Here is a 20,473-nt window from a genome sequence, read left to right as displayed (position 1 = left end):
CGATTTATCGCGCAATGCATTGCGCCGCTACAATGTGCGCGCTCAATGATTTGAGATGTCATCTCTTGATGGGCAAGCAGGGCACAACATATTGCGTCACCTGCTTACCTACATTCTGATTTTTTCGTTTTCTGCCTTAATCGAAACCAGACATGTCCGGCACTTGCATCAGAATATGCTAGGGTAGACTTATGCAGTTTTGTGAGCCACCTCTAATTCTGAACCGGGTCGAACCCTATTTTTAGCTATGTTATTTACTTTGTTATCACCTAAAAGCGTGCGTCATCTCTCTGGTTTTTCACTACTTGCCGCATCCGCGCCTGCGCTGGCGTTGATCTCTGACACTAAACTCGCCGATGCGCCGTTTAGCGATCCCACACGTTTCCAGAAAATGGCCGATCAGTTGCCTGCATTGGGTTACCAGGATGAAACGGAAGCGTTCAACAAAAAACTGGCGACCATTGCCAAAAGCATTGGTGAAGCCAGCCAGAACAGTACGGACGACAATGCCCTTGGCCAGCAGGCGGGGCTGTGGGCCTTTAACCATTTCCGCGATGAAGTGGGCAATCGACTGGTTGATGAAGGCCAGTCGCTGTTGTCACCGTATGGCAATGCTCAAATCGATTTCAATGTGGATATGGAGGGCAATTTTGCCGGCAGCGGTGCTTCGCTGCTGACACCCTGGGCGGATAACTATCGCTACCTGACCTTCAGTCAGGTCGGCTTTCATCAAACTGATGATGGGCTGGTCGGCAATGCTGGCCTCGGGCAACGTTGGGTGGCAGGAAAATGGCTGCTGGGCTATAACGGTTTCGTCGATCGCATGTTCAGCAGTGGCCTACAGCGCGCTTCGCTGGGTACCGAAGCGTGGGGCGATTATCTGCGCTTCTCCGCCAACTACTATACGCCGCTCTCAGGCTGGCAGGATCGCAATCCCTTCCAGCAGCAGCGCATGGCGCGCGGCTATGATTTCACCACCCAAGGCTATTTGCCGCACTATCGTCAACTCGGTGCGTCGGTGAGCTGGCAGCAATATCTGGGTGATAACGTCGATCTGTTTAGCTCCGGCAATCGCTACCACAACCCATCGGCGTTGACCTTTGGCGTCACCTACACGCCGGTGCCGCTGGTGACCTTATCCGCCAGCCACAAAACCAGCGACAGCGGTGAGAGCCAGGATCAGCTCGGCTTGCGTCTCAACTATCGCTTTGGCGTGGCGCTCAGCCAGCAGCTGAGTCCGGATAACGTAGCGGCTGCGCACTCACTGCGCGGCAGTCGCTACGATAACGTGACGCGCAGCTATACGCCGGTGCTGGAATATCGCCAGCGTAAAACGCTGTCGGTGTTTCTCGCTACGCCGCCGTGGCAGCTGAATGGCGGAGAAAGTTTGCCGCTGAAATTGCAAATCCGCAGCACCAATCCGATCGCTAAAGTGATGTGGCAGGGCGATACCCAGGCGCTGAGCCTGACGCCGGGTGCCAATCCCAACGATCCACAGGGCTGGAGCGTGATCCTGCCCGCGTGGGATAGCTCGCCGGGTGCGCGTAACAGCTATCGACTGTCGGTGGTGTTAGAAGACAGCAAACAGAACCGGGTCACCTCGAACGAAATCGTCCTGCAATTGCAACCGCCGTTCTCACTGGAACAGGGCGATGATGAGCGCTTTGATTTGATGGCGCCGTAATCGCCTCGCACCAATAAAAAAGGGCAGCTTTCGCTGCCCTTTGCGCATATTCAGCCGACACTAGCCGAACAGCCATGAGGGTATTGCCACTTAGAACTGGTAAATCAGACCCACAGCGGTGACATCATCAGAAGCGATGCCCAACGCATTATCATCTTTCAACAGGTTGATCTTGTATTCAGCATACACTGACATGTTTTTGTTGAAGTAGTAGGTTCCACCTACAGCGACGTATTTGGTGAGATCGACATCACCAATATTTTCAATCTCTTTGCCTTTCGATGAAACATAGCCGATTGAAGGACGCAGTCCGTTAATGAACTGATACTGCGCAACGGCTTCAAAGTTAACGGCTTTGTTAGCGAAGCCACCAGTGATTGGGGTTGCGTTGAGCGTTTCGCCGTACATGGTTGCCAGGTAAATCTGGTTCGCATCGTATTTCAGGCCCGCAGTCCAGTGCTGTGCTTTCTCGCCTTCGCCACGTAAGGCCTGGTTCTGCGTATTGGTACGATCCAGGCTCGCGTAAGCGCCAACCAGGCTCAGACCGAAATCGAAATCATAAGAAGTGGAGAGGGCGAAGCCATCACCATTCGAACGGCGTACGGCAATGTTTGCATCGTTACGATCGTTTTTCCCTTCATACTGAGCAGCAACGTTCCAGCCTTTCACCAGACCGAAGAAATCTTTGTTGCGCCAGGTCAACACGCCACCTGAGCGGCTGGACAGGAACCCATCAGAGTAACCTTGATCGCCACCAAAGAAGGGCAGCATATCGGTGTAGCCCAGCACGTCATAAATTAAACCGTAGTTACGACCGTAATCGATCGAGCCGAACTGACCAAACTTCAGGCCAGCAAAGCCCAGGCGGGTTCTGTTACCGCTGTTGGCATCGCTGCCTTCAGAGTTGCTCAGGCTGTACTGGTACTGCCATTGACCGTAGCCGGTTAGTTGATCGTTGATCTTGGTTTCGCCTTTAAAACCAATACGGGTATAAGACGAGGTATCACCATTTGACCCTTCGTTATCGGAGAACAGATGCGAGACGTTAATTTTGCCAGTCAGGTCCAGCTTGTTGCCATCTTTGTTATAGATTTCGGCGGCCTGAGCCGAAGAAAGTCCCAGCAGTAAAGGCATCACTGCTGCCAGTAAGGAGCGCTTCATCATTTAATTTTTACCCTGTGATATTTTTTAATTTTGTCCCCATCTGCGGGGTGAAAAGAAAATGACACAAAAGGTTCAAGATCGACAGTGCAATATATGTAACTAAATATTTCTAGTTAACTTTTTGTGTGATTTTTAATCTTAAATTCCATTATGTGGAATTTTGTATTGGTTAAACTTATCCATAAGACAACATGTGTAATGATGATTTTAATATTTATCTGTATGATTTTATTGAATAACTTTAAATTTAAAGATGCGTAAATAAAATCAGTAGCTTGTTCGTGAAATAGCACAAGCCTATGCATTATTGTTCAATAGCAAATATCTGAATCCAGCTAATCATTAGCAGAGTAATTATCGCCTTCATGGCTTTGTGTCCTTTTATTTCTGTTCTGATAATAACCTTGGTCACAAAATGTTATTTAGCTTTTCGCTTAACAATGAACTGGCGAAATAATATTCAATTCAGTGAGGGAAATGTTAAAACCCGATTAATTCGCGCCATGCTAAATTTGCACCGCGCTATCACTTTCCTGCACCAATCAGGCACATTGCGCCCCAAAAAAGTGCGTTTATCGCATTAATTTGGCGAAATATTTCCTGCCCGATCACAAAAGCAATATTTCATTTTGCCGATGCATAAATCCGCTAAATAAATTACTGCTATTCAGCCTGCATCAGACTGATATTCACTTTTTATGCAATTAAAGTGAATATCAGTACCTGTTAAGTTATTGATATTCCGTAGTGGTAAGACGGTTATGCAATTTTGCGGCTGGCTGGCACGCTATCTGCAATATACAGTAGAGCTGCCACTTAACATTTTTAACAATTTCAAAACAAAAGGCTTCACCGGGTGTGGAGCAGGAGAAAGGGCTATGTCACTGCAGGTTTCACGTCAGAATTTCGATCAATGGATGATGCCAGTTTATGCACCCGCGGCTTTTGTTCCGGTCCGCGCGGAAGGTTCAACGCTGTGGGATCAGCAAGGCAAAGAGTATATCGATTTTGCCGGTGGCATTGCGGTTAACGCATTGGGACATGCGCATCCGGCGTTGCAGCAGGCGCTGATCGAACAGGCCGGCAAACTGTGGCATACCGGAAATGGCTATACCAATGAACCTATCCTGCGTCTCGCCAAACAGTTGATTGATGCCACTTTTGCCGATCGCGTGTTCTTCTGTAACTCCGGCGCTGAAGCGAATGAAGCGGCGCTGAAACTGGCACGTAAAACCGCACACGACCGTTTCGGTGCTGAGAAAAATGGCATCGTTGCTTTTAATAATGCTTTTCACGGTCGCACGCTGTTTACCGTGACAGCAGGCGGACAACCGGCCTATTCCCGTGATTTTGCGCCGCTGCCACCGGCGGTCGAACACGCTAATTTCAACGATCTGGCCTCGGCGGCCGCGCTGATCAATGACCAAACCTGCGCGGTGATCGTCGAGCCGATTCAGGGTGAAGGCGGCGTCCTGCCAGCCGATCCCGCTTTCCTGCGCGGACTGCGTGAACTCTGCGATAAACATCATGCGCTGCTGATTTTTGATGAAGTGCAGAGCGGCGTGGGTCGCACCGGTTCGCTGTATGCCTATATGCATTACGGCGTGACGCCGGATGTATTGACCACCGCCAAAGCGCTGGGTGGCGGCTTCCCGATTGGCGCAATGCTGACGCGTGAAGATCTGGCGCAGGTGATGGGCGTGGGCACGCACGGCACCACCTACGGCGGCAACCCGCTGGCGGGCGCAGTAGCGGGCAAAGTGATGGAGCTAATTAATCAGCCGGAATTTATGGCCGGCGTGGCCGAGCGTCATCAATGGTTTGTTACGGCGTTGCAGGAACTGAACAGGCGTCTGCCGGTATTTAAAGAAGTGCGTGGATTGGGGCTGCTGATTGGCGCCGTGCTAAACGACGATTTCGCCGGTAAAGCCAAACAGTTCAACCTCACCGCGGCCGAAGAGGGCGTGATGGTGTTGATTGCGGGCGCCAACGTGGTACGTTTCGCGCCAGCGTTGAACATCAGCGAGCGCGAAGTAAAAGAAGGTTTGGCGCGCTTCGAACGTGCCTGTGAACGCGTGCTCAAAGGAGCCACATCATGATGGTGATTCGCCCCGTCGAACGTGACGATCTCTCGCAGTTGTTGTCGCTGGCGGGCAAAACCGGGGGCGGCTTAACTTCGCTGCCCGCGGATAGCGAAACGCTCAAAGCCCGTATTGAGCGTTCGCTGCTCACCTGGCAAGGTGCCTTGCCGCCTGCTGAGCAAGGCTATGTGTTTGTGCTGGCCGACAGCGAGGATAATCGTGCCGTTGGCATTTGTGCCATCGAAGCGGCGGTGGGTTTGCAGGATCCCTGGTACAACTTCCGCGTTGGCACACAGGTGCACGCTTCGAAAGAGCTGAACGTGTATGCCAGCCTGCCGACGCTGTCGCTGAGCAACGATCACACCGGCAGCAGCGAACTCTGCACATTGTTCCTCGATCCCGATTACCGCGATGGCAAAAACGGCCATCTGCTTTCGAAGTCGCGCTTTCTGTTTATGGCCAACTTCCGCGACCGCTTTATGAAACACGTGGTGGCGGAGATGCGTGGCGTCAGCGATGACAGCGGCCACTCGCCTTTCTGGGACAGCGTCGGCAGCCGCTTCTTCTCGATGGAGTTCAGCAAAGCCGATTTCCTCAGCGGCACCGGCCAGAAAGCCTTTATCGCCGAGCTGATGCCCAAACATCCGCTCTACATTCATTACCTGTCTGAAGCGGCACAAAAAGTGATTGGCGAAGTCCATCCGAAAACCGCGCCCGCGCGTGCGGTGCTGGAGGCGGAAGGTTTCCGCTATCTCAACTATGTCGACATCTTCGACGGCGGCCCGACGCTGGAGTGCGAAATCGATCGCATTCGTGCCATTCGCAAGAGTCGCCAGTTAACCGCTGAGAGCGGTGCAGCCGATGAAAGCTGGCCGCTGTGTCTGGTAGCCAACGCGGATTACCAGCATTTCCGCGTGGCGCTGCTGCCGGTGGATATGGCATCCGGCACGGTAAAACTGACTGAAAGCCAGCGCGCGGCGCTGCATTGCAACATTGGCGATCAACTGCGTGTGGTCACGCTGTGTCGCGAGGAGAAAAAAGCATGACGCATTTTATTCAAGGTCAATGGGTGACCGGCGGCGTTGACGCCCTGAGCAAACAAAATCCGGTAACCGGCGAAACGCTGTGGCAGGGCAAAGCGGCATCGGCAGCGCAAGTGGCTGCGGCCTGCGAAGCGGCGCGCGCGGCGTTCCCGCAGTGGGCGAGAAAACCGTTTGCGGAGCGTCAGGCGCTGGTGGAAGGGTTTGCCCGTCTGCTTGAAAGCCATAAAACCGCGCTGGCGGAAACCATCGCCCAGGAAACCGGCAAGCCGCGCTGGGAAACGCTGACCGAAGTGCAGGCGATGATCAACAAAATCGCCATTTCGATTAAGGCCTATCACAGCCGCACCGGCGAACAGGCCGATGGAGAGAGCTCGCTGCGCCATCGTCCGCACGGCGTGTTGGCGGTGTTTGGTCCGTATAATTTTCCTGGCCATCTGCCGAACGGCCATATTGTGCCAGCTTTGCTGGCGGGTAACTGCGTAGTGTTTAAGCCGAGCGAGCTGACGCCGCTGACGGCGGAGAAAACCGTGCAGCTGTGGCAGCAAGCGGGTTTACCGGCGGGCGTAATGGCGCTGCTGCAGGGCGGTCGTGAAACCGGCCAGGCGCTGGCCAATGCGGCACAAATTGATGGCCTGCTGTTTACCGGCAGCGCCGCCACCGGCTATCACCTGCATCGTCAGTTCGCCGGACAGCCAGAAAAAATGCTGGCGCTGGAAATGGGCGGCAACAATGCGTTGATTGTTGAAGATCCTGCGGATCTTGATGGTGCGGTACATATCGCTATTCAGTCGGCCTTTATTACCGCCGGACAGCGCTGCACCTGTGCGCGTCGTCTGCTGGTGAAGCGCGGTGCGGCGGGCGATGCCTTCCTGCAGCGTTTGGTTGAGGTTAGCGCGCGCTTGCAGCCTGGCGCGTGGAATGCCGAGCCGCAGCCGTTTATGGGCAGCGTGATTTCACCCACCGCCGCCGGACATATTTTTGCCGCCTGGCAGCAGCAGGTGGAAAAGGGCGGGAAAGTGTTGCTCGGCATGCACTGGCCGGATCGCGACAGCGCCATCATCACGCCGGGCATCATTGATGTGACCGAAGTGAAAGATTTAGCGGATGAAGAAGTCTTTGGTCCGTTGCTGCAGGTGATTCGTTACGACAGTTTCGAGCAGGCGATTGCTATCGCCAATAATACCCGCTATGGCTTGTCGTGCGGTCTGATTTCGCCGCAGCGCGCGCAGTTTGATCAGCTATTGCTGGAGGCGCGCGCCGGTATCGTTAACTGGAACAAACCGCTGACCGGCGCGGCCAGCACCGCCCCCTTTGGTGGCATTGGCGCATCCGGGAATCATCGTGCCAGCGCGTGGTACGCCGCCGATTACTGTGCATGGCCAATGGCGTCGCTGGAGAGCCCAAGCCTGGCGCTGCCGGGCAGCTTAGCGCCGGGCCTCGATTTCTCCGCGCAGGGAGCGAAATAATGCAAGCATTTGAAGCGAACTTTGATGGGCTGGTCGGCCTGACACATCATTACGCGGGATTGTCGTTTGGTAACGAAGCCTCGACGCGCAATCAGCTGCAGCCCTCGAATCCGCGTCTGGCGGCGAAGCAGGGTTTGCTGAAGATGAAAGCGCTGGCGGATATGGGCTACGTGCAGGGTGTAATCCCGCCGCACGAACGTCCTAATCTGCCGCTGCTGCGCCAGCTCGGCTTTGGCGGCAGCGATGAGCAGGTGCTGGCGCAGGCGGCTAAGCACGCGCCGCAGCTGCTGTCGGCGGCCAGCTCAGCCTCAGCGATGTGGGTGGCGAATGCCGCCACGGTGTCGCCGTCGGCGGATAGCGCCGATGGTCGCGTGCATTTCACCGTCGCCAATCTGAATAACAAATTCCATCGCGCCATTGAGGCACCGGAAACTGCCGATCTGCTGCGCGCGATTTTCCGTCATCCGCAGCACTTCTGCGTGCACGATGCGCTGCCGCAGGTGGCGCAGTTCGGTGATGAGGGCGCGGCCAATCACAATCGTTTCGGCAGTGATTACGGTGATGCGGGCGTGCAGCTGTTTATTTATGGCCGTGATGGTCAGCAGCAGGGCGCAACGCCAGCACGTTATCCGGCGCGTCAAACGCGGGAAGCCAGCGAAGCGGTGGCACGTTTGCATCAGCTTGATGCGCAACGCACGCTGTTTGCCCAGCAAAATCCAGCGGTGATTGATCAGGGCGTGTTTCATAACGATGTGATTGCGGTGAGCAATCAGCAGGTGCTGTTCTGCCATCAGGATGCCTTTGTGAACCAGCCGCAGTTGCTGAGTGACATCGCCGCCCGCGTTAGCAGTTTCCAGCCGATTGAAGTGCCGCGCGATAAAGTATCGGTAACCGATGCGGTCAACACCTATCTGTTTAATAGCCAGCTGTTGCAGCGCGCCGACGGCGGTATGCTGCTGGTGCTGCCAGAAGAGTCACGCCAGCATACAGGCGTGTGGCGTTATCTTACCGAGCTGGTGGAGAGCGGCGGGCCGATCCGTGAACTGAAAGTTTTCGATCTGCGTGAAAGCATGTTTAACGGTGGCGGTCCGGCCTGTTTGCGTCTGCGCGTGGTGTTAACCGAAACCGAGCGTCAGGCGCTGAATCCGGCGGTACTGATGAACAATCGCCTGTTTGCCACGCTCAACGATTGGGTGGATCGCCACTACCGTGATCGCTTAACTCAGGCCGATTTAGCCGACCCGCAACTGCTGCGTGAAGGGCGCACCGCGCTGGATGAGCTGACGAAGCTGCTAGACTTAGGCAGTGTCTACGCGTTTCAGCGTTAACGCCGGGGTGAGAGGTTCGCCCCACGTCGTTAAAAAGGAGTGAACATGCAGGATTTTTTACAGCAGACCTTGTCTGGTGAGCCGCCACAGCAAAGAGAGGGCAGCAACGATCATCTCAGTTGGCAATGGCATAACGAGGGACTGATGTCCCTCACGCCGCATACGCCCACACAGCAGGCGCTGGTGCTCTCTGCGGGCATTCACGGCAATGAAACCGCGCCGGTTGAGATTCTCAATTTGTTGCTGACGCCACTCTTAAAAGGCGAGAAGCCGCTGGCAGTGCGCTTGCTGGTGATTTTGGGTAATCCCGCCGCGTTGCGCAGCGGCAAGCGCTATCAGCAACATGATATCAATCGCCTGTTTGGTGGACGCTGGCAGCAGGTGGCCGATGTACCCGAAGCGCAGCGCGTGCTGCAGCTGGAGCAGGAGCTGGAGAGTTTCTGGCGCGCCTGTCTCGATCATGAAGTGCGCTGGCACCTCGATCTGCATACCGCGATTCGCGGCTCGTATCATGCGCGTTTTGGCGTGATGCCGCTGAATCCCAATCCGTGGCCCGAGGCGTTTATGCACTGGCTGGCGGCGGCAGAAATGGAGGCGCTGGTGTTCCATCGTTCACCGGGCGGCACCTTCACCCATTACAGCTGCGAGCACCATAATGCGGCGAGCTGCACGCTGGAGTTGGGCAAGGCTTTGCCGTTTGGTGAGAACGATTTAAGCCAGTTTGCTGGCGTACAGCGGGCGCTGGCGGCGTTGCTGTATGGCGATGCCTTGCCGGAGGTGCGTGAGCAGCCGCGACATTATCGCGTGGCGCAGCAACTGACCCGGCACGGCGATAAGTTTGTGTTGCACATGGGGCCGGAGACGCTGAACTTTACCGCTTTCCCGCAGGGCACGCTGCTGGCGGAGGAGGGTGACCGGCGTTACTACGTGCAGCAGGCGCGCGAGTATGTGCTGTTTCCCAATCCGAATGTCGCGCCAGGATTGCGCGCGGGGCTGATGCTGGTGGAGGAGAATGAACAGACGCAGGCGCTGGCGTTGTGATTTTCCCTCACCCTAACCCTCTCCCGCAGGCGGGAGAGGGAACCGAACGAGCGAATATTTGTATTGAGTTACATGTGGCAGCGTTTCCCTCTTCCGGTGGGAGAGGGCCAGGGTGAGGGCATCAACGCGCCGACATTTCCCTTCCTGAAAACCGACAATACCGTTACACTCCTCCTTAATTCCTGCGTTTTTCCCTTGATTGTCATAAACTTTTTCAATTCCTCACGCATTTCTTCTCTTTCTCTCCATGATTGCCTGATCTCTGTCTTTTATGCTTTCAGGGTTTTACTCAGCCTCTGAGTAGTTGACGTTCAGCGTCGTATGCTTGTTTCCGAAGACGCGACACAAGCTGTCGTCATTAAACTGATAAGTAAGGACAATATTATGCGTAAATTAACTTCTGTGTTCCTGGCTACCGCAATGGCTTTTGGTGCTGCAAATATCGTCCATGCAGCGGCAGACAACCTGACTCAGCCGCCAGCAGGCAGCGAAAAACCGATGCATAAGCCGCCGATGCGCCACCACGGTATGGAGATGATGTTTAAAGGTCTGAACCTGACCGATGCGCAGAAAGCGCAGATCAAAACGATTCTGCGTGATGGACATAAAGAGATGAAACGCCCGTCGCTGGAAGAGCGTCGTGCCGACCATGCCATCATCGCTTCCGATACCTTTGACCGTGCGAAAGCCGAAGCGCAGGCTGAGAAGATGACGGCGAATGCCAAAGATCGTGCGCTGCAGATGATGGAAACCCAGAACAAGATCTACAACGTGCTGACACCAGAGCAGAAGAAACAGTACAACGCGAACTTTGAGAAGCGCTTAACCGAGAAAGGCCCGCACGATGGCAAAACGCCACCACCGCCGGCTGATGCTGAATAAGTTCCTTCACTAACGGAATAGAGACCGCCGGGGTTGTCCATCGCATCTGATGCTTTGGGCAACCTCGGCGGTTTTGTTTTTACAGCTCGATCAGCGGGAACACGCCAGAAAGCAGCGGGCGGCAGAGAATTTTATAGCCGTCATGATCGAAGCCGTGCGAGGCGCGCTGCAGCTGGCGCGCTTCGGCCTCGCTGCTGACCGATCCCAGCCAGAACCAGTGATCGATCACATGGATTTGCGTAATGTTTGTCCCCGTTTCCACCATGCCAACCGGGCCTTGCCACGGCCAGCATTGAATGCGCATCTGCTCTAATGCCGCATGCAGGCGCTGCTGATGCTCAGCAACCGACTCGTTACCACAGCAGGCACCGGCGCAGCGTTTTAGTGCAGCGCGAAAACAGCCGCGTCCCGGACGCAACGACTCCAGCCCAAGCAAGCCGTGGCACAAGCGCTGCTCATCGGCGATGGCTTTTAGCTTCTCCAGCGCGGCAAAGCGACTGCGAAACAGGCCATAAAGATTGGGCGAGCGGGAGAAGTCGAGATCCTTTGCATACACCACCTGCGGCGCACCGTCGCCCAGCTGCAGCGAACAGAGCTGGCGGTTCTTACGCAGGCGCTTATTAAACAGCGGCTGTTGCGTTTTGATCATCTGCGCTTCCAGCAGCTGAGCGCCGACGTCGCCAGCGGTGGGGATCCAGGTGACGCGCCGCGCCTGACGCAGCATTTTGGCTTCATCCGGCGCCCGGAAATGCGCCATCACCCGACTGCGCAGGTTGACGCTTTTGCCGATATACAGCGGCAGATTTTCGCTTTCACCGTGAAAGGTATAGACGCCCGGCTGGTTAGGTAAACCTTCCAGCCACTGACGTAGATGTTCGGGATATTGATAGATGGCTGCCGCATCGAAATCGAGGCGGTGGCTGGCTGCACGTCTGACCAAAGCACACTCCAATTACTGGTTGTCCATCCAGTGTATCAAACTGTGCTTTTTCTCGCCAGTCAGCGGCGATGAGAAAGTTTCCCGCCCGGACGGCGGGAAACGCCATGCACTTACTTCTTCCAGAAGTCGTCGAACACGGTGATCGGCGGACGACGTTTGTGCTCGGTTTTCAGATACCAGCCTTCAATGGTTTTTGCCGCGGCGGCATCGATGGTTTTGCCTTCCAGGTAGGCATCGATTTGCTGATAAGTCACGCCGAGCGCCACTTCATCCTGCAAGCCGGGACGATCATCTTCCAAATCGGCGGTGGGATGCTTGAGATAGAGGTGTTCCGGGCAGCCCAGCGTTTTCAGCAGCTGTTTGCCCTGGCCTTTATGCAGGCGGAAGATCGGGTTGATGTCGCTGCCGCCGTCACCGTACTTGGTGAAGAAACCAGTGATTGCCTCTGCCGCATGGTCAGTACCGACCACCACGCCTTTGGTCATGCCGGCGATGCTGTACTGCGCTTTCATGCGCTCACGCGCTTTTTCATTGCCGCGCACGAAATCCGACACCGTAATACCCGCATCTTTCAAGGCACGTTCGCTGGCCAGGATCGCTTCTTTGATGTTTACCACCAGCGTGCGATCGGGTTGGATAAATGCCAGCGCATCCTGACAATCCTGCTCATCGGCCTGCACGCCATACGGCAAACGCACGGCAATAAAGGTGTAATCGTTATCGCCGCTCTCTTCACGCAGTTCGCGAATCGCGGTTTGCGACAAAATGCCGGTCAGTGTCGAATCCTGGCCGCCGCTGATGCCGAGTACCAGCGTTTTCAAAAAGGGATGGGCTTTCAGGTAAGACTTCAGAAAATCAACGCTGACGCGGATCTCCTGCTGCGGGTCGATAACCGGTTTTACACCAAGGGCTTCAATGATTTCCTGTTGCAGTGACATGAACCTCTCCTCAAGTCAGTAGCCTGACGGCACAATGCGAATCATCTGCTAAAGCTAACGCCTCTCCCCACAAACAACAAGCCGCACGGCTGGTTGTTCAGGTTATTTGCTGGCAAATCAGACGTTTTTTGCCTTCTGCACCAGCAGATTGAACGACACAATCGCCAGCATAAAGCAGCCAAAGATGGTGCCGGTCATGCTCGCGACCGAGGTGCCGCCCAGGCCGGTAATGGGTACGCTGATGGCACCAAAGGTGAACATGCCGACGCCAATCACCGCCGAGGCGCTGCCCGCGCGCTGGCCCTGGCTCTGCATCGCCAGCGAAGAAGCGGTGGTGGCGATCACGCCATTACTGGCGATGGTGAAGAACAGCGCGACCAGCAGAACTGGCAGCGCTGCGCCGGTAAGTCCCGCCAGCAGCAAGCCGCTCGACGCAACAAACGCCAGCGTCAGGCCACCTTTCAGTACGCGATATTCTCCCCACAGCGGACAGAGGCGCGCACTGGTTTGTGATGCAATAATCAGGCCGAAGCCGTTGGCAGCGAAGCAGAAGCTAAAGGCTTGCGGCGTCAGGCCATACAGCTGTTGCAGTACAAACGGCGAGGCGCCGATATAGGCAAACATGCCGGACATCATAAAACCTTGCGTCAGGCAGAAGCCCATAAACTGCCGATGCGTGACGACCTGGCCAAGCGCCGCCCAGGCGGAAAAGATCGAGCCCTGACTGCGGCGCGCTGGCGGTAAAGTTTCGTGCAATTTCCAGCGGGCAAGGAAGATCAGCACGACGGCAATGCAGCCGAGCACCACGAAAATGCCGCGCCAGTTAAGCACCGTCATCAACGCGCCGCCCAGCACCGGCGCACCAATCGGCGCTAAACCGTTGACCAGCATCAGCAGTGCAAAGAAACGCGTCAGCTCATGGCCGCTATACATATCTCGGGCAATGGCACGCGACAGCACCGCGCCGCCGGCGCCTGCCAAACCTTGAAACAGACGCGCTACCAGCAGCGAGTGGATGTCTTTTGCCAGCGCACAGCCAATCGAGGCAATAAACAGCAGCACCAGCGATAACAGTAGCGGACGGAGGCGACCAAACTTGTCGCTCATTGGCCCAAACAGCAATTGACCCGCACCTAAACCCAGCAAGCCAGCGGTGAGGCTCAGCTGCGCCGTGGCGGTTTCGGTGTGCAGATCGCGCGCCAGCTCCGGTAGCGCCGGCAGATATAGATCGATACAAAGTGGCCCGAGCGCAGCGAGCAGGCCCAGCGTGATGGCATAAACCAGCCGATGAGAAGGTGCAGGTGTCATTAATCCTCTGTCTTTATTCATTGCTATAGGTATTTTTTCGCGGGTGATTATACGAACCGTAGCGCATCAACACAGCATTTTTACCAAATCCTAACGCTTCGGAATTTAGCTAAATTTATCCCATAAAGTTGATAAATCTGGATTTATGTTCCAGGCTAATTTCACACGGACAAAAAAACGAGGAACAACAACATGAATAAAGTGATGGGATGTATCGCTGCCGCTATGACGCTGGCAGCCCTGTCTGGTTGTACGACTTATGACAAAGCCGAAAGCTACGTAACCAAGCCGGTAGTGAAGGATGTTAAGAAAGGCATGACGCGCGATCAGGTTCGCCAGATTGCCGGCCCAGCGTCTACTGAAATCACCATGGTTCACGCCCGCGGCACTTGCCAGACTTACGTGATTGGCGAGCGCGACGGCAAACCGCAGACCTACTTCGTGAGCTATAACGACACCGGTCGCGTCATGAACTACGGTTTCCAGAGCTGTAAAGACTACGATACCGATCCGCAAGCGGCTCAGTAATCGCAGCAGAATAAGAAACGGCCCGTCATTGACGGGCCGTTTTTCGTTGTGGCGCTTATAAACCGTAAGGACGCGGCACTTCGATATACTCGCCGCCGATCTCGCGCTGGTAGTAATGACCTTCCTGCACGTAATAACGCTTGCCGTTGAAATCCAGCACGCGCATACCGCCGCCCGGCGGGGCTTCAGGCGGCTGCACCACTACATAGGTGTCGCCCTGACGCTGATAGTAGTTACCGTTCAGCATGTAATAGGTCAGACCGCCCAGCAACACGGCGGTTGCTGCTTCGGGTAGGAAACGCAGCGGGCCGGGACCGCCCCAACGTGGACCTCCACCCCAATGCGGGCCTGGGCCGGGGCCCCAACCGCCGGGATGGGCAAAACTGATGGCTGGTGTTAATAAGGTTAACGCCAGCACCGAGGCGATAACTGTTTTCATCGGTGATTCTCCTGCTGTGATTAACAGCAGAATTGGCCTTCCTGAGCGAAAACTCAAGCGAAAAGCGGCTGATTTTTCCTCTGTTTACCATGCTTAACGCTTTCCTGACGCTAGCGCCATGATTGGGTTGAATTGGGGAGGAAAGCGGGTAAGGTCGTCATAAACGGCGACCTTATGGAGCATATCGCAGGCATAAAAAAACGGCAGACCTTGCGATCTGCCGTTGTTGCAACTCATCAATTTAGCGGTGTGCCAGTTCGGCGTGTTCGTCGCTCTCCAGCACTTTCTTGTCGGTCAATCCGAGCCAGCGGCTGGTGAGTGAACCGGCGGTCATTGAACCATTAACGTTGAGCGCGGTACGCCCCATATCGATCAGCGGTTCGATGGAGATCAGCAGCGCGACCAGCGTGACCGGCAGGCCCATCGCTGGCAGCACGATCAGCGCGGCGAAGGTGGCACCGCCGCCGACGCCAGCCACACCGGCAGAACTCAGCGTCACGATACCTACCAGCGTTGCAATCCACATTGGATCAAACGGGTTGATGCCCACGGTTGGCGCAACCATCACCGCCAGCATGGTGGGATAGAGACCGGCACAGCCGTTCTGGCCGATGGTGGCACCGAATGACGCCGAGAAGCTGGCGATCGATTCTGGCACGCCCAGGCGACGCGTTTGAGTCTCCACATTCAGTGGAATACTGGCGGCGCTGGAACGGCTGGTGAAGGCGAAGGTGATCACCGGCCATACTTTACGGAAGAAGCGCATTGGATTGATGCCGTTAACCGACAGCAGCAGCGCATGTACGGCAAACATGATCGCCAGACCGAGATAAGAGGCCACCACAAAGCCACCCAGCTTAATGATGTCCTGCAGGTTGGAACCGGCTACTACTTTGGTCATCAGCGCCAGCACACCGTACGGCGTCAGCTTCATGATCAAACGCACCAGCTTCATGACCCAGGATTGCAGGGTATCGATCGCTACCAGCACGCGCTCGCCTTTTACCTTGTCATCTTTCAGCAGTTGCAGGGCCGCCACACCGAGGAAGGCGGCGAAAATCACTACGCTGATGATCGAGGTGGGATTGGCGCCCGCCAGATCGGCAAACGGGTTTTTCGGAATGAAGGAGAGCAGCAGCTGTGGCGTGCTGAGATCAGCCACTTTGCCCACGTAGTTGCTCTGAATCGCGCTCAGACGCGCGGTTTCCTGCGCACCTTGCACCAGACCTTCAGCGCTAAGGCCAAACAGGCCGGTCACCAGCACGCCGACCAGCGCGGAAATCGCGGTGGTAAACAGCAGTACGCCAATGGTCAGCACGCTGATTTTACCCAGCGATGAGGCATTGTGCAGACGTGCGACCGCGCTCAGAATCGAGGCGAACACCAGCGGCATCACGATCATCTGCAACAATTGCACGTAGCCGTTACCGACGATATTGAACCAGCCAATCGACGCTTTCACGGTTGGGCTGTTTTCGCCATAGATGGTTTGCAGCGCCAGACCAAAGGCCACACCGAAAACCAAACCGGTCAGCACGCGTTTGGACAGGCTCCAGCTTTGGTTGCCAATCCGATTCAGCAGAATCAGGAGTGCGATAAACGCCACGATATTAATAATGAGGGGAAAATCCATGCTCAACTCCAGAGTGTGACGCGCCATCCTGGGATGGCACGAAAAACAGTAAGTTCCCGTTAGGGAATATTTGGAATGTTATCAGTTCAGCGTGGGGCGGGCTTATACCCAAAAAGAATGCTTTATAACTTTAACGCTTGATTCGACTGCTTATTAACCGTTTTGACCATTAACCAACCGACCGACGCCATTTTGTAGCGTATTGAACAGTTGCTCCGGCCAGCCGTTGGCACCAAAAGAGGGCATGCCGGGCGGGAACCATAACGCATAACCGACCAGCGCCAGACAAAGTGCGCGCTCCAGCTGGTTACCTTTTTGACTATTCAGGATGGGCAAACGGAAGCGCCAGCGGCAGGGCCACAGTAGCGGCACGCCGGCGGGCGTGAGCATATCGGCGACAATATGGCTGAGATAGCCGAGCGTCATGCCTTGCAGCACGTCGGCGGGAAGAAACCAGTCGGCGGGTACATTGATCTGGAATAGCCACAAACTCACCGCCACCGCCAGCAAACTGTGGGTAAAACCGCGATGACCAAAGATGCGGGCGATGGGATGCGATAGCCACCTTAAGCGCTGGCCTAACACGGATTTAGGGTGATCGATATCGGGCAGCAGGCAGGTTAACAGCGCAGCAGGCACTAAATGCCACCAGTCGGCGCTGGCCAATACTGGCGTCAGCTCCGCGCGCTTGGCAAAAATGGCGCTGGCAATGGCAAAAATGATATGGCCTTCGGCCGTCATGATGAAACCTGGCTGCATAAAACTGTCGATGCATCCAGTATAGGGATTTATCCAGTGAATGAGAATGGTGACGCTGTAACGAAGCGTTAATATTTTTCACTTTCCCGCGTCACAATGACGCGGGAAAAGAACGGGTTAGCCTAGCGCGCTAACCATCCGCCGTCGACGGCCAACGTATAACCTTGCACATAGTCGGAGGCGCTGGAGGCGAGGAACACAATCGGGCCCATCATGTCGTCCGGGATGCCCCAGCGACCTGATGGAATGCGGCCTAAAATCTCCTCGTTGCGTGACTCATCGCTGCGCAGCTGTTCCGTGTTATTGGTGGCCATGTAGCCCGGTGCAATGGCGTTAACATTGATGCCGTGCTTCGCCCATTCGTTGGCCATCAAACGAGTCAACCCCATCACTGCGCTTTTTGATGCGGTATAAGAAGGCACGCGAATGCCGCCCTGGAACGACAGCATCGAGGCGATATTGATGATCTTGCCGCCATTGCCTTGCGCGATAAACTGCCGGGCGACCTGCTGTGACAGGAAGAACAGGCTTTTGCTGTTGATGTTCATCACATCATCCCAATCCTGCTCGCTGAAGTTAAGCGCATCTTCGCGACGAATGATGCCGGCGTTATTCACCAGGATATCAATGCGACCGGCAAGCGCCACCGCCTGTTCAACAATTTGCGGCACGATGGACGGCTTGGTCAGATCGGCCTGAATTGACCAAAAACGGCGGCCTAACGCCTCAACTTTGGCCTGCGTATCATCCGGTCCGGCGCGGTTAACGCCAATAATGTCACATCCCGCCTGCGCCAGACCCAGCGCCATACCTTGTCCTAAACCGGTATTGCAGCCGGTGACCAGCGCGATTTTGCCTGCAAGATTAAATGCGTTGAGTATCATGATTCGCTCCTTGTTAGCGCAGTGCGCTGATATTGACGTGGTCCATGTCATCAAATACCTGGTTTTCACCCACCATGCCCCAGATAAAGGTATAGCGCTGCGTTCCCACGCCCGCATGAATCGACCAGCTCGGTGAAATCACCGCTTGCTCGTTATGGACCAATAGATGACGCGTCTCCTGCGGCTGGCCCATCATGTGGAACACGGCGCTGTCGTCGGCCATATCGAAATAGAAATAGACTTCCATGCGGCGTTCGTGGGTGTGACACGGCATGGTGTTCCACAAGTTGCCGTCATCAAGGCGGGTTAATCCCATGGTTAACTGGCAGGTTGGCAACACGTCGGGCACGATGAATTTGTTAATGGTGCGGCGGTTCGAGGTGGCCGCGTCGCCGAGCGTGGCTTTCACTGCCTCGTCGAGGGTGATTTTTTTGTCTGGATAATGGGTGTGTGCCGGCGCGCTATTGTAGTAAAACTTCGCCGGGCGGCTGGCATCGCTGCTGCGGAAAATCACGCTCTGCGTGCCTTGTCCGACATACAACGCTTCCTGCTGACCAATCTCCCAGGATTTACCATCCACTTCAATCACCCCGGGTCCACCGATGTTGATTACGCCGAGTTCTCGGCGTTCGAGGAAGTAACTTACGCCCAGCTGCTTACCCACTTCATGGCCGATAGTCACCGGTTTCTGCACCGGCATCACGCCGCCGATAATGATGCGATCGATTTGGCTGTAAGTGAGGGTGTAATTGTCGGCGTCGAAAATCTTGTCGATCAGAAACTCACGGCGTAAGCCGTCCGTGTCCAGGGTTTTGGCATGCTCGCTATGAATGCTTTGACGAATGTCCATCTCAGGCCTCTCAAGAGTCAAAGGAAGTGGTCCCGATGCGGGTCTTTGGGCATCTTAGGCAGGATGAGATGTGAATTCAATAAAAATGAAACGATGTTTTATTTATTTGCGTGCGCGATCAAGTTGCATAAAAAAGCCCGCGTTAAGCGGGCTGCGATTAACCGTGCAGATGTTCGGGTTTGAGCTGGGTTAAATCATCAAGAATCACATTGGCCAGCGCCCAACGCGCATCTTCACGATGCTCGGCCGCCGGCACCACAATTGAACGCATGCGTGCGGCTTTGGTAGCGATCATGCCGTTGAAAGAATCTTCCAGCGTGACGCAGTTAAGCGGATCGATACCCAGTTTGGCTGCGGCGTCGAGATAGACCTGCGGATGCGGCTTGCTGTACGGCAGCGCTTCCGCGGACGCCAGCACATCAAAGTATTTGCGCAGGTCAAACATCTCCAGCACGCGCTCCAGCATGTGCAGCGGCGAGGCGGAGGCGAGGCCGATTTTCAAACCTTGCTGCTGGCACAGTTGCAGCGCCTGCTCCACGCCAGGCAGCAGCGGACGCGTCTCTTCCACCAGCGCCAGCGCGCGGGCGATGATGCGTTGCGTCACTTCCTGTTGATCCGGGCCGCTCCACGGCAGCGCTTCAAACCACATGCGCACGGTTTGATCGATGCGCAGACCCAGCGTATCGGGCAACTCGTGGCGGCGGGTGATATCCACGCCAAGGCTGGCGAAAATATCCAGTTCCGCGCGATCCCACAGCGGTTCTGAGTCGATCAACAATCCATCCATATCAAAGATGGCGGCCAATACAGGACGACGATATGACATATAACTGCTCCCTTAGAAATTTGGCTTACCATAGCACGAGAGCCGGATAAAGCCGACTTGCGGCAGGCCACGCATTTTTCAGGAAAAATTGCAGTAGTGCAGGTAGACTTAGGCAAAACTATTTTTGGTTCAGGGAGACACCATGACTTACCAACAGGCTGGCCGCATCGCCATCCTCAAGCGAGTGGCTGGCTGGGTGATTTTTATACCCGCATTGTTATCCACGATGATTTCGCTGCTGGGCTTTATGTTTAAGCACAGTGAAAAGCAGCCGGGCATTGATGCCGTGATGCTCGATTTTGTGCATGTCATGGTCGACATGGTGAAGTTCAATACGCCGTTTCTTAATGTGTTTTGGCAGAACTCTCCGGTGCCGGAATTTAACGGTGGCGCGAATATTGGGTTTTGGCTGATCTACATCCTGATCTTTGTCGGCATAGCGCTGCAGGCTTCAGGTGCGCGCATGTGGCGTCAGTCGCGCCATATTAAAGAGGGAATTGAAGATCAGCTGATCATGGAACAGGCCAAAGGCAGTGAAGGGCGCACGCGAGCGCAACTGGAAGAGAAAATCCACATCCCGCGTCACACCATTTTCTTGCAGATTTTCCCGCTCTATATCCTGCCGATCATTATCGCTATCGCGGGCTACTTTGTGCTGAAACTGCTCGGCATGCTGTAA

General features: G+C 55.2%; 19 protein-coding genes. 9 read left to right on the top strand and 10 right to left on the bottom strand.

The features are described from left to right. The first annotated feature begins 247 nt into the window (after positions 1-247). Positions 248-1,684 carry a YchO/YchP family invasin gene (locus PZBJ_RS23900; RefSeq protein WP_101764595.1) on the top strand — a complete coding sequence of 479 codons (1,437 nt, stop codon included), beginning with the start codon at positions 248-250 and terminating at the stop codon, positions 1,682-1,684. A 90-nt stretch (positions 1,685-1,774) separates the two neighbouring features. On the opposite strand, the gene PZBJ_RS23895 is transcribed toward PZBJ_RS23900, so the two are convergent. Next, positions 1,775-2,848 carry a porin gene (locus PZBJ_RS23895; protein WP_101764594.1) on the bottom strand — a complete coding sequence of 358 codons (1,074 nt, stop codon included), beginning with the start codon at positions 2,846-2,848 and terminating at the stop codon, positions 1,775-1,777. Positions 2,849-3,726: 878 nt separating this feature from the next. Between PZBJ_RS23895 and PZBJ_RS23885 the strand changes: the two genes are divergently transcribed. The 6 genes from PZBJ_RS23885 (at position 3,727) to spy (ending at position 10,689) form a co-directional block, all read left to right on the top strand. Continuing rightward, the gene (locus PZBJ_RS23885; RefSeq protein WP_101764592.1) at positions 3,727-4,947 is read left to right on the top strand and encodes an aspartate aminotransferase family protein; all 1,221 of its coding nucleotides are present in this window, start codon (positions 3,727-3,729) and stop codon (positions 4,945-4,947) included. Continuing rightward, complete coding sequence (gene astA, locus PZBJ_RS23880) at positions 4,944-5,975, top strand: arginine N-succinyltransferase (RefSeq protein ID WP_101764591.1); 1,032 nt, start codon at positions 4,944-4,946, stop codon at positions 5,973-5,975. Before PZBJ_RS23885 ends, astA begins: the two co-directional genes overlap by 4 nt. Beyond that, on the top strand, positions 5,972-7,438 hold the full coding sequence (gene astD, locus PZBJ_RS23875) for a succinylglutamate-semialdehyde dehydrogenase (RefSeq protein ID WP_101764590.1): 1,467 nt from the start codon (positions 5,972-5,974) through the stop codon (positions 7,436-7,438). Before astA ends, astD begins: the two co-directional genes overlap by 4 nt. Further along, positions 7,438-8,766, top strand: coding sequence for an N-succinylarginine dihydrolase (gene astB, locus PZBJ_RS23870; protein ID WP_101764589.1), 1,329 nt, complete (start codon positions 7,438-7,440; stop codon positions 8,764-8,766). Before astD ends, astB begins: the two co-directional genes overlap by 1 nt. Positions 8,767-8,811: 45 nt before the next feature. Continuing rightward, a complete protein-coding gene (astE, locus tag PZBJ_RS23865; RefSeq protein WP_101764588.1) occupies positions 8,812-9,807 on the top strand; it encodes a succinylglutamate desuccinylase in 996 nt (331 codons plus the stop codon). Between the two features lie 384 nt (positions 9,808-10,191). Continuing rightward, positions 10,192-10,689: an ATP-independent periplasmic protein-refolding chaperone Spy gene (gene spy, locus PZBJ_RS23860; protein WP_101764587.1), complete on the top strand. Its 498-nt coding sequence runs from the start codon at positions 10,192-10,194 to the stop codon at positions 10,687-10,689. A gap of 79 nt (positions 10,690-10,768) precedes the next feature. On the opposite strand, the gene cho is transcribed toward spy, so the two are convergent. The 3 genes from cho to PZBJ_RS23845 all read right to left on the bottom strand — a co-directional run bounded on the left by cho (position 10,769) and on the right by PZBJ_RS23845 (position 13,875). Beyond that, positions 10,769-11,629 carry an excinuclease Cho gene (gene cho, locus PZBJ_RS23855; protein WP_101764586.1) on the bottom strand — a complete coding sequence of 287 codons (861 nt, stop codon included), beginning with the start codon at positions 11,627-11,629 and terminating at the stop codon, positions 10,769-10,771. A gap of 110 nt (positions 11,630-11,739) precedes the next feature. After that, on the bottom strand, positions 11,740-12,567 hold the full coding sequence (gene nadE, locus PZBJ_RS23850) for an NAD(+) synthase (RefSeq protein ID WP_101764585.1): 828 nt from the start codon (positions 12,565-12,567) through the stop codon (positions 11,740-11,742). A 117-nt stretch (positions 12,568-12,684) separates the two neighbouring features. Continuing rightward, complete coding sequence (locus PZBJ_RS23845; RefSeq protein WP_101764584.1) at positions 12,685-13,875, bottom strand: multidrug effflux MFS transporter; 1,191 nt, start codon at positions 13,873-13,875, stop codon at positions 12,685-12,687. A gap of 192 nt (positions 13,876-14,067) precedes the next feature. On the opposite strand from PZBJ_RS23845, the gene osmE reads away from it, so the two are divergent. Beyond that, positions 14,068-14,403 carry an osmotically-inducible lipoprotein OsmE gene (gene osmE, locus PZBJ_RS23840; RefSeq protein ID WP_007892614.1) on the top strand — a complete coding sequence of 112 codons (336 nt, stop codon included), beginning with the start codon at positions 14,068-14,070 and terminating at the stop codon, positions 14,401-14,403. A gap of 55 nt (positions 14,404-14,458) precedes the next feature. On the opposite strand, the gene PZBJ_RS23835 is transcribed toward osmE, so the two are convergent. From PZBJ_RS23835 to hxpB, 6 genes are all read right to left on the bottom strand, one after another. Further along, positions 14,459-14,842 carry a DUF6515 family protein gene (locus PZBJ_RS23835; protein ID WP_101764583.1) on the bottom strand — a complete coding sequence of 128 codons (384 nt, stop codon included), beginning with the start codon at positions 14,840-14,842 and terminating at the stop codon, positions 14,459-14,461. A 241-nt stretch (positions 14,843-15,083) separates the two neighbouring features. Next, the gene (locus PZBJ_RS23830) at positions 15,084-16,475 is read right to left on the bottom strand and encodes an L-cystine transporter (RefSeq protein ID WP_008102914.1); all 1,392 of its coding nucleotides are present in this window, start codon (positions 16,473-16,475) and stop codon (positions 15,084-15,086) included. Between the two features lie 153 nt (positions 16,476-16,628). Beyond that, positions 16,629-17,216: a metal-dependent hydrolase gene (locus tag PZBJ_RS23825; protein ID WP_101764626.1), complete on the bottom strand. Its 588-nt coding sequence runs from the start codon at positions 17,214-17,216 to the stop codon at positions 16,629-16,631. A gap of 140 nt (positions 17,217-17,356) precedes the next feature. Further along, on the bottom strand, positions 17,357-18,118 hold the full coding sequence (kduD, locus tag PZBJ_RS23820; protein WP_101764582.1) for a 2-dehydro-3-deoxy-D-gluconate 5-dehydrogenase KduD: 762 nt from the start codon (positions 18,116-18,118) through the stop codon (positions 17,357-17,359). 13 nt (positions 18,119-18,131) lie between these two features. Then, positions 18,132-18,968, bottom strand: coding sequence for a 5-dehydro-4-deoxy-D-glucuronate isomerase (kduI, locus tag PZBJ_RS23815; protein WP_101764581.1), 837 nt, complete (start codon positions 18,966-18,968; stop codon positions 18,132-18,134). Positions 18,969-19,125: 157 nt separating this feature from the next. Then, the gene (hxpB, locus tag PZBJ_RS23810; RefSeq protein WP_101764580.1) at positions 19,126-19,794 is read right to left on the bottom strand and encodes a hexitol phosphatase HxpB; all 669 of its coding nucleotides are present in this window, start codon (positions 19,792-19,794) and stop codon (positions 19,126-19,128) included. A 142-nt stretch (positions 19,795-19,936) separates the two neighbouring features. On the opposite strand from hxpB, the gene PZBJ_RS23805 reads away from it, so the two are divergent. Continuing rightward, on the top strand, positions 19,937-20,473 hold the full coding sequence (locus PZBJ_RS23805) for a YniB family protein (RefSeq protein ID WP_101764579.1): 537 nt from the start codon (positions 19,937-19,939) through the stop codon (positions 20,471-20,473).

The organism is Pantoea endophytica (assembly GCF_002858935.1).
Classification (GTDB): Bacteria; Pseudomonadota; Gammaproteobacteria; order Enterobacterales; family Enterobacteriaceae; genus Pantoea; species Pantoea leporis.
Note: the sequence above shows the minus strand (reverse complement) of the source record. Positions and strands in the feature narration are given on the sequence as shown.

Bases quoted from the DNA above. Each gene is read 5' to 3' on its own strand.
- PZBJ_RS23900 (WP_101764595.1), top strand. From the start codon at position 248: ATGTTATTTACTTTGTTATCACCTAAAAGCGTGCGTCATCTCTCTGGT.
- PZBJ_RS23895 (WP_101764594.1), bottom strand. From the start codon at position 2,848: ATGATGAAGCGCTCCTTACTGGCAGCAGTGATGCCTTTACTGCTGGGA.
- PZBJ_RS23885 (WP_101764592.1), top strand. From the start codon at position 3,727: ATGTCACTGCAGGTTTCACGTCAGAATTTCGATCAATGGATGATGCCA.
- astA (WP_101764591.1), top strand. From the start codon at position 4,944: ATGATGGTGATTCGCCCCGTCGAACGTGACGATCTCTCGCAGTTGTTG.
- astD (WP_101764590.1), top strand. From the start codon at position 5,972: ATGACGCATTTTATTCAAGGTCAATGGGTGACCGGCGGCGTTGACGCC.
- astB (WP_101764589.1), top strand. From the start codon at position 7,438: ATGCAAGCATTTGAAGCGAACTTTGATGGGCTGGTCGGCCTGACACAT.
- astE (WP_101764588.1), top strand. From the start codon at position 8,812: ATGCAGGATTTTTTACAGCAGACCTTGTCTGGTGAGCCGCCACAGCAA.
- spy (WP_101764587.1), top strand. From the start codon at position 10,192: ATGCGTAAATTAACTTCTGTGTTCCTGGCTACCGCAATGGCTTTTGGT.
- nadE (WP_101764585.1), bottom strand. From the start codon at position 12,567: ATGTCACTGCAACAGGAAATCATTGAAGCCCTTGGTGTAAAACCGGTT.
- PZBJ_RS23845 (WP_101764584.1), bottom strand. From the start codon at position 13,875: ATGACACCTGCACCTTCTCATCGGCTGGTTTATGCCATCACGCTGGGC.
- osmE (WP_007892614.1), top strand. From the start codon at position 14,068: ATGAATAAAGTGATGGGATGTATCGCTGCCGCTATGACGCTGGCAGCC.
- PZBJ_RS23835 (WP_101764583.1), bottom strand. From the start codon at position 14,842: ATGAAAACAGTTATCGCCTCGGTGCTGGCGTTAACCTTATTAACACCA.
- PZBJ_RS23830 (WP_008102914.1), bottom strand. From the start codon at position 16,475: ATGGATTTTCCCCTCATTATTAATATCGTGGCGTTTATCGCACTCCTG.
- PZBJ_RS23825 (WP_101764626.1), bottom strand. From the start codon at position 17,216: ATGACGGCCGAAGGCCATATCATTTTTGCCATTGCCAGCGCCATTTTT.
- kduD (WP_101764582.1), bottom strand. From the start codon at position 18,118: ATGATACTCAACGCATTTAATCTTGCAGGCAAAATCGCGCTGGTCACC.
- kduI (WP_101764581.1), bottom strand. From the start codon at position 18,968: ATGGACATTCGTCAAAGCATTCATAGCGAGCATGCCAAAACCCTGGAC.
- hxpB (WP_101764580.1), bottom strand. From the start codon at position 19,794: ATGTCATATCGTCGTCCTGTATTGGCCGCCATCTTTGATATGGATGGA.
- PZBJ_RS23805 (WP_101764579.1), top strand. From the start codon at position 19,937: ATGACTTACCAACAGGCTGGCCGCATCGCCATCCTCAAGCGAGTGGCT.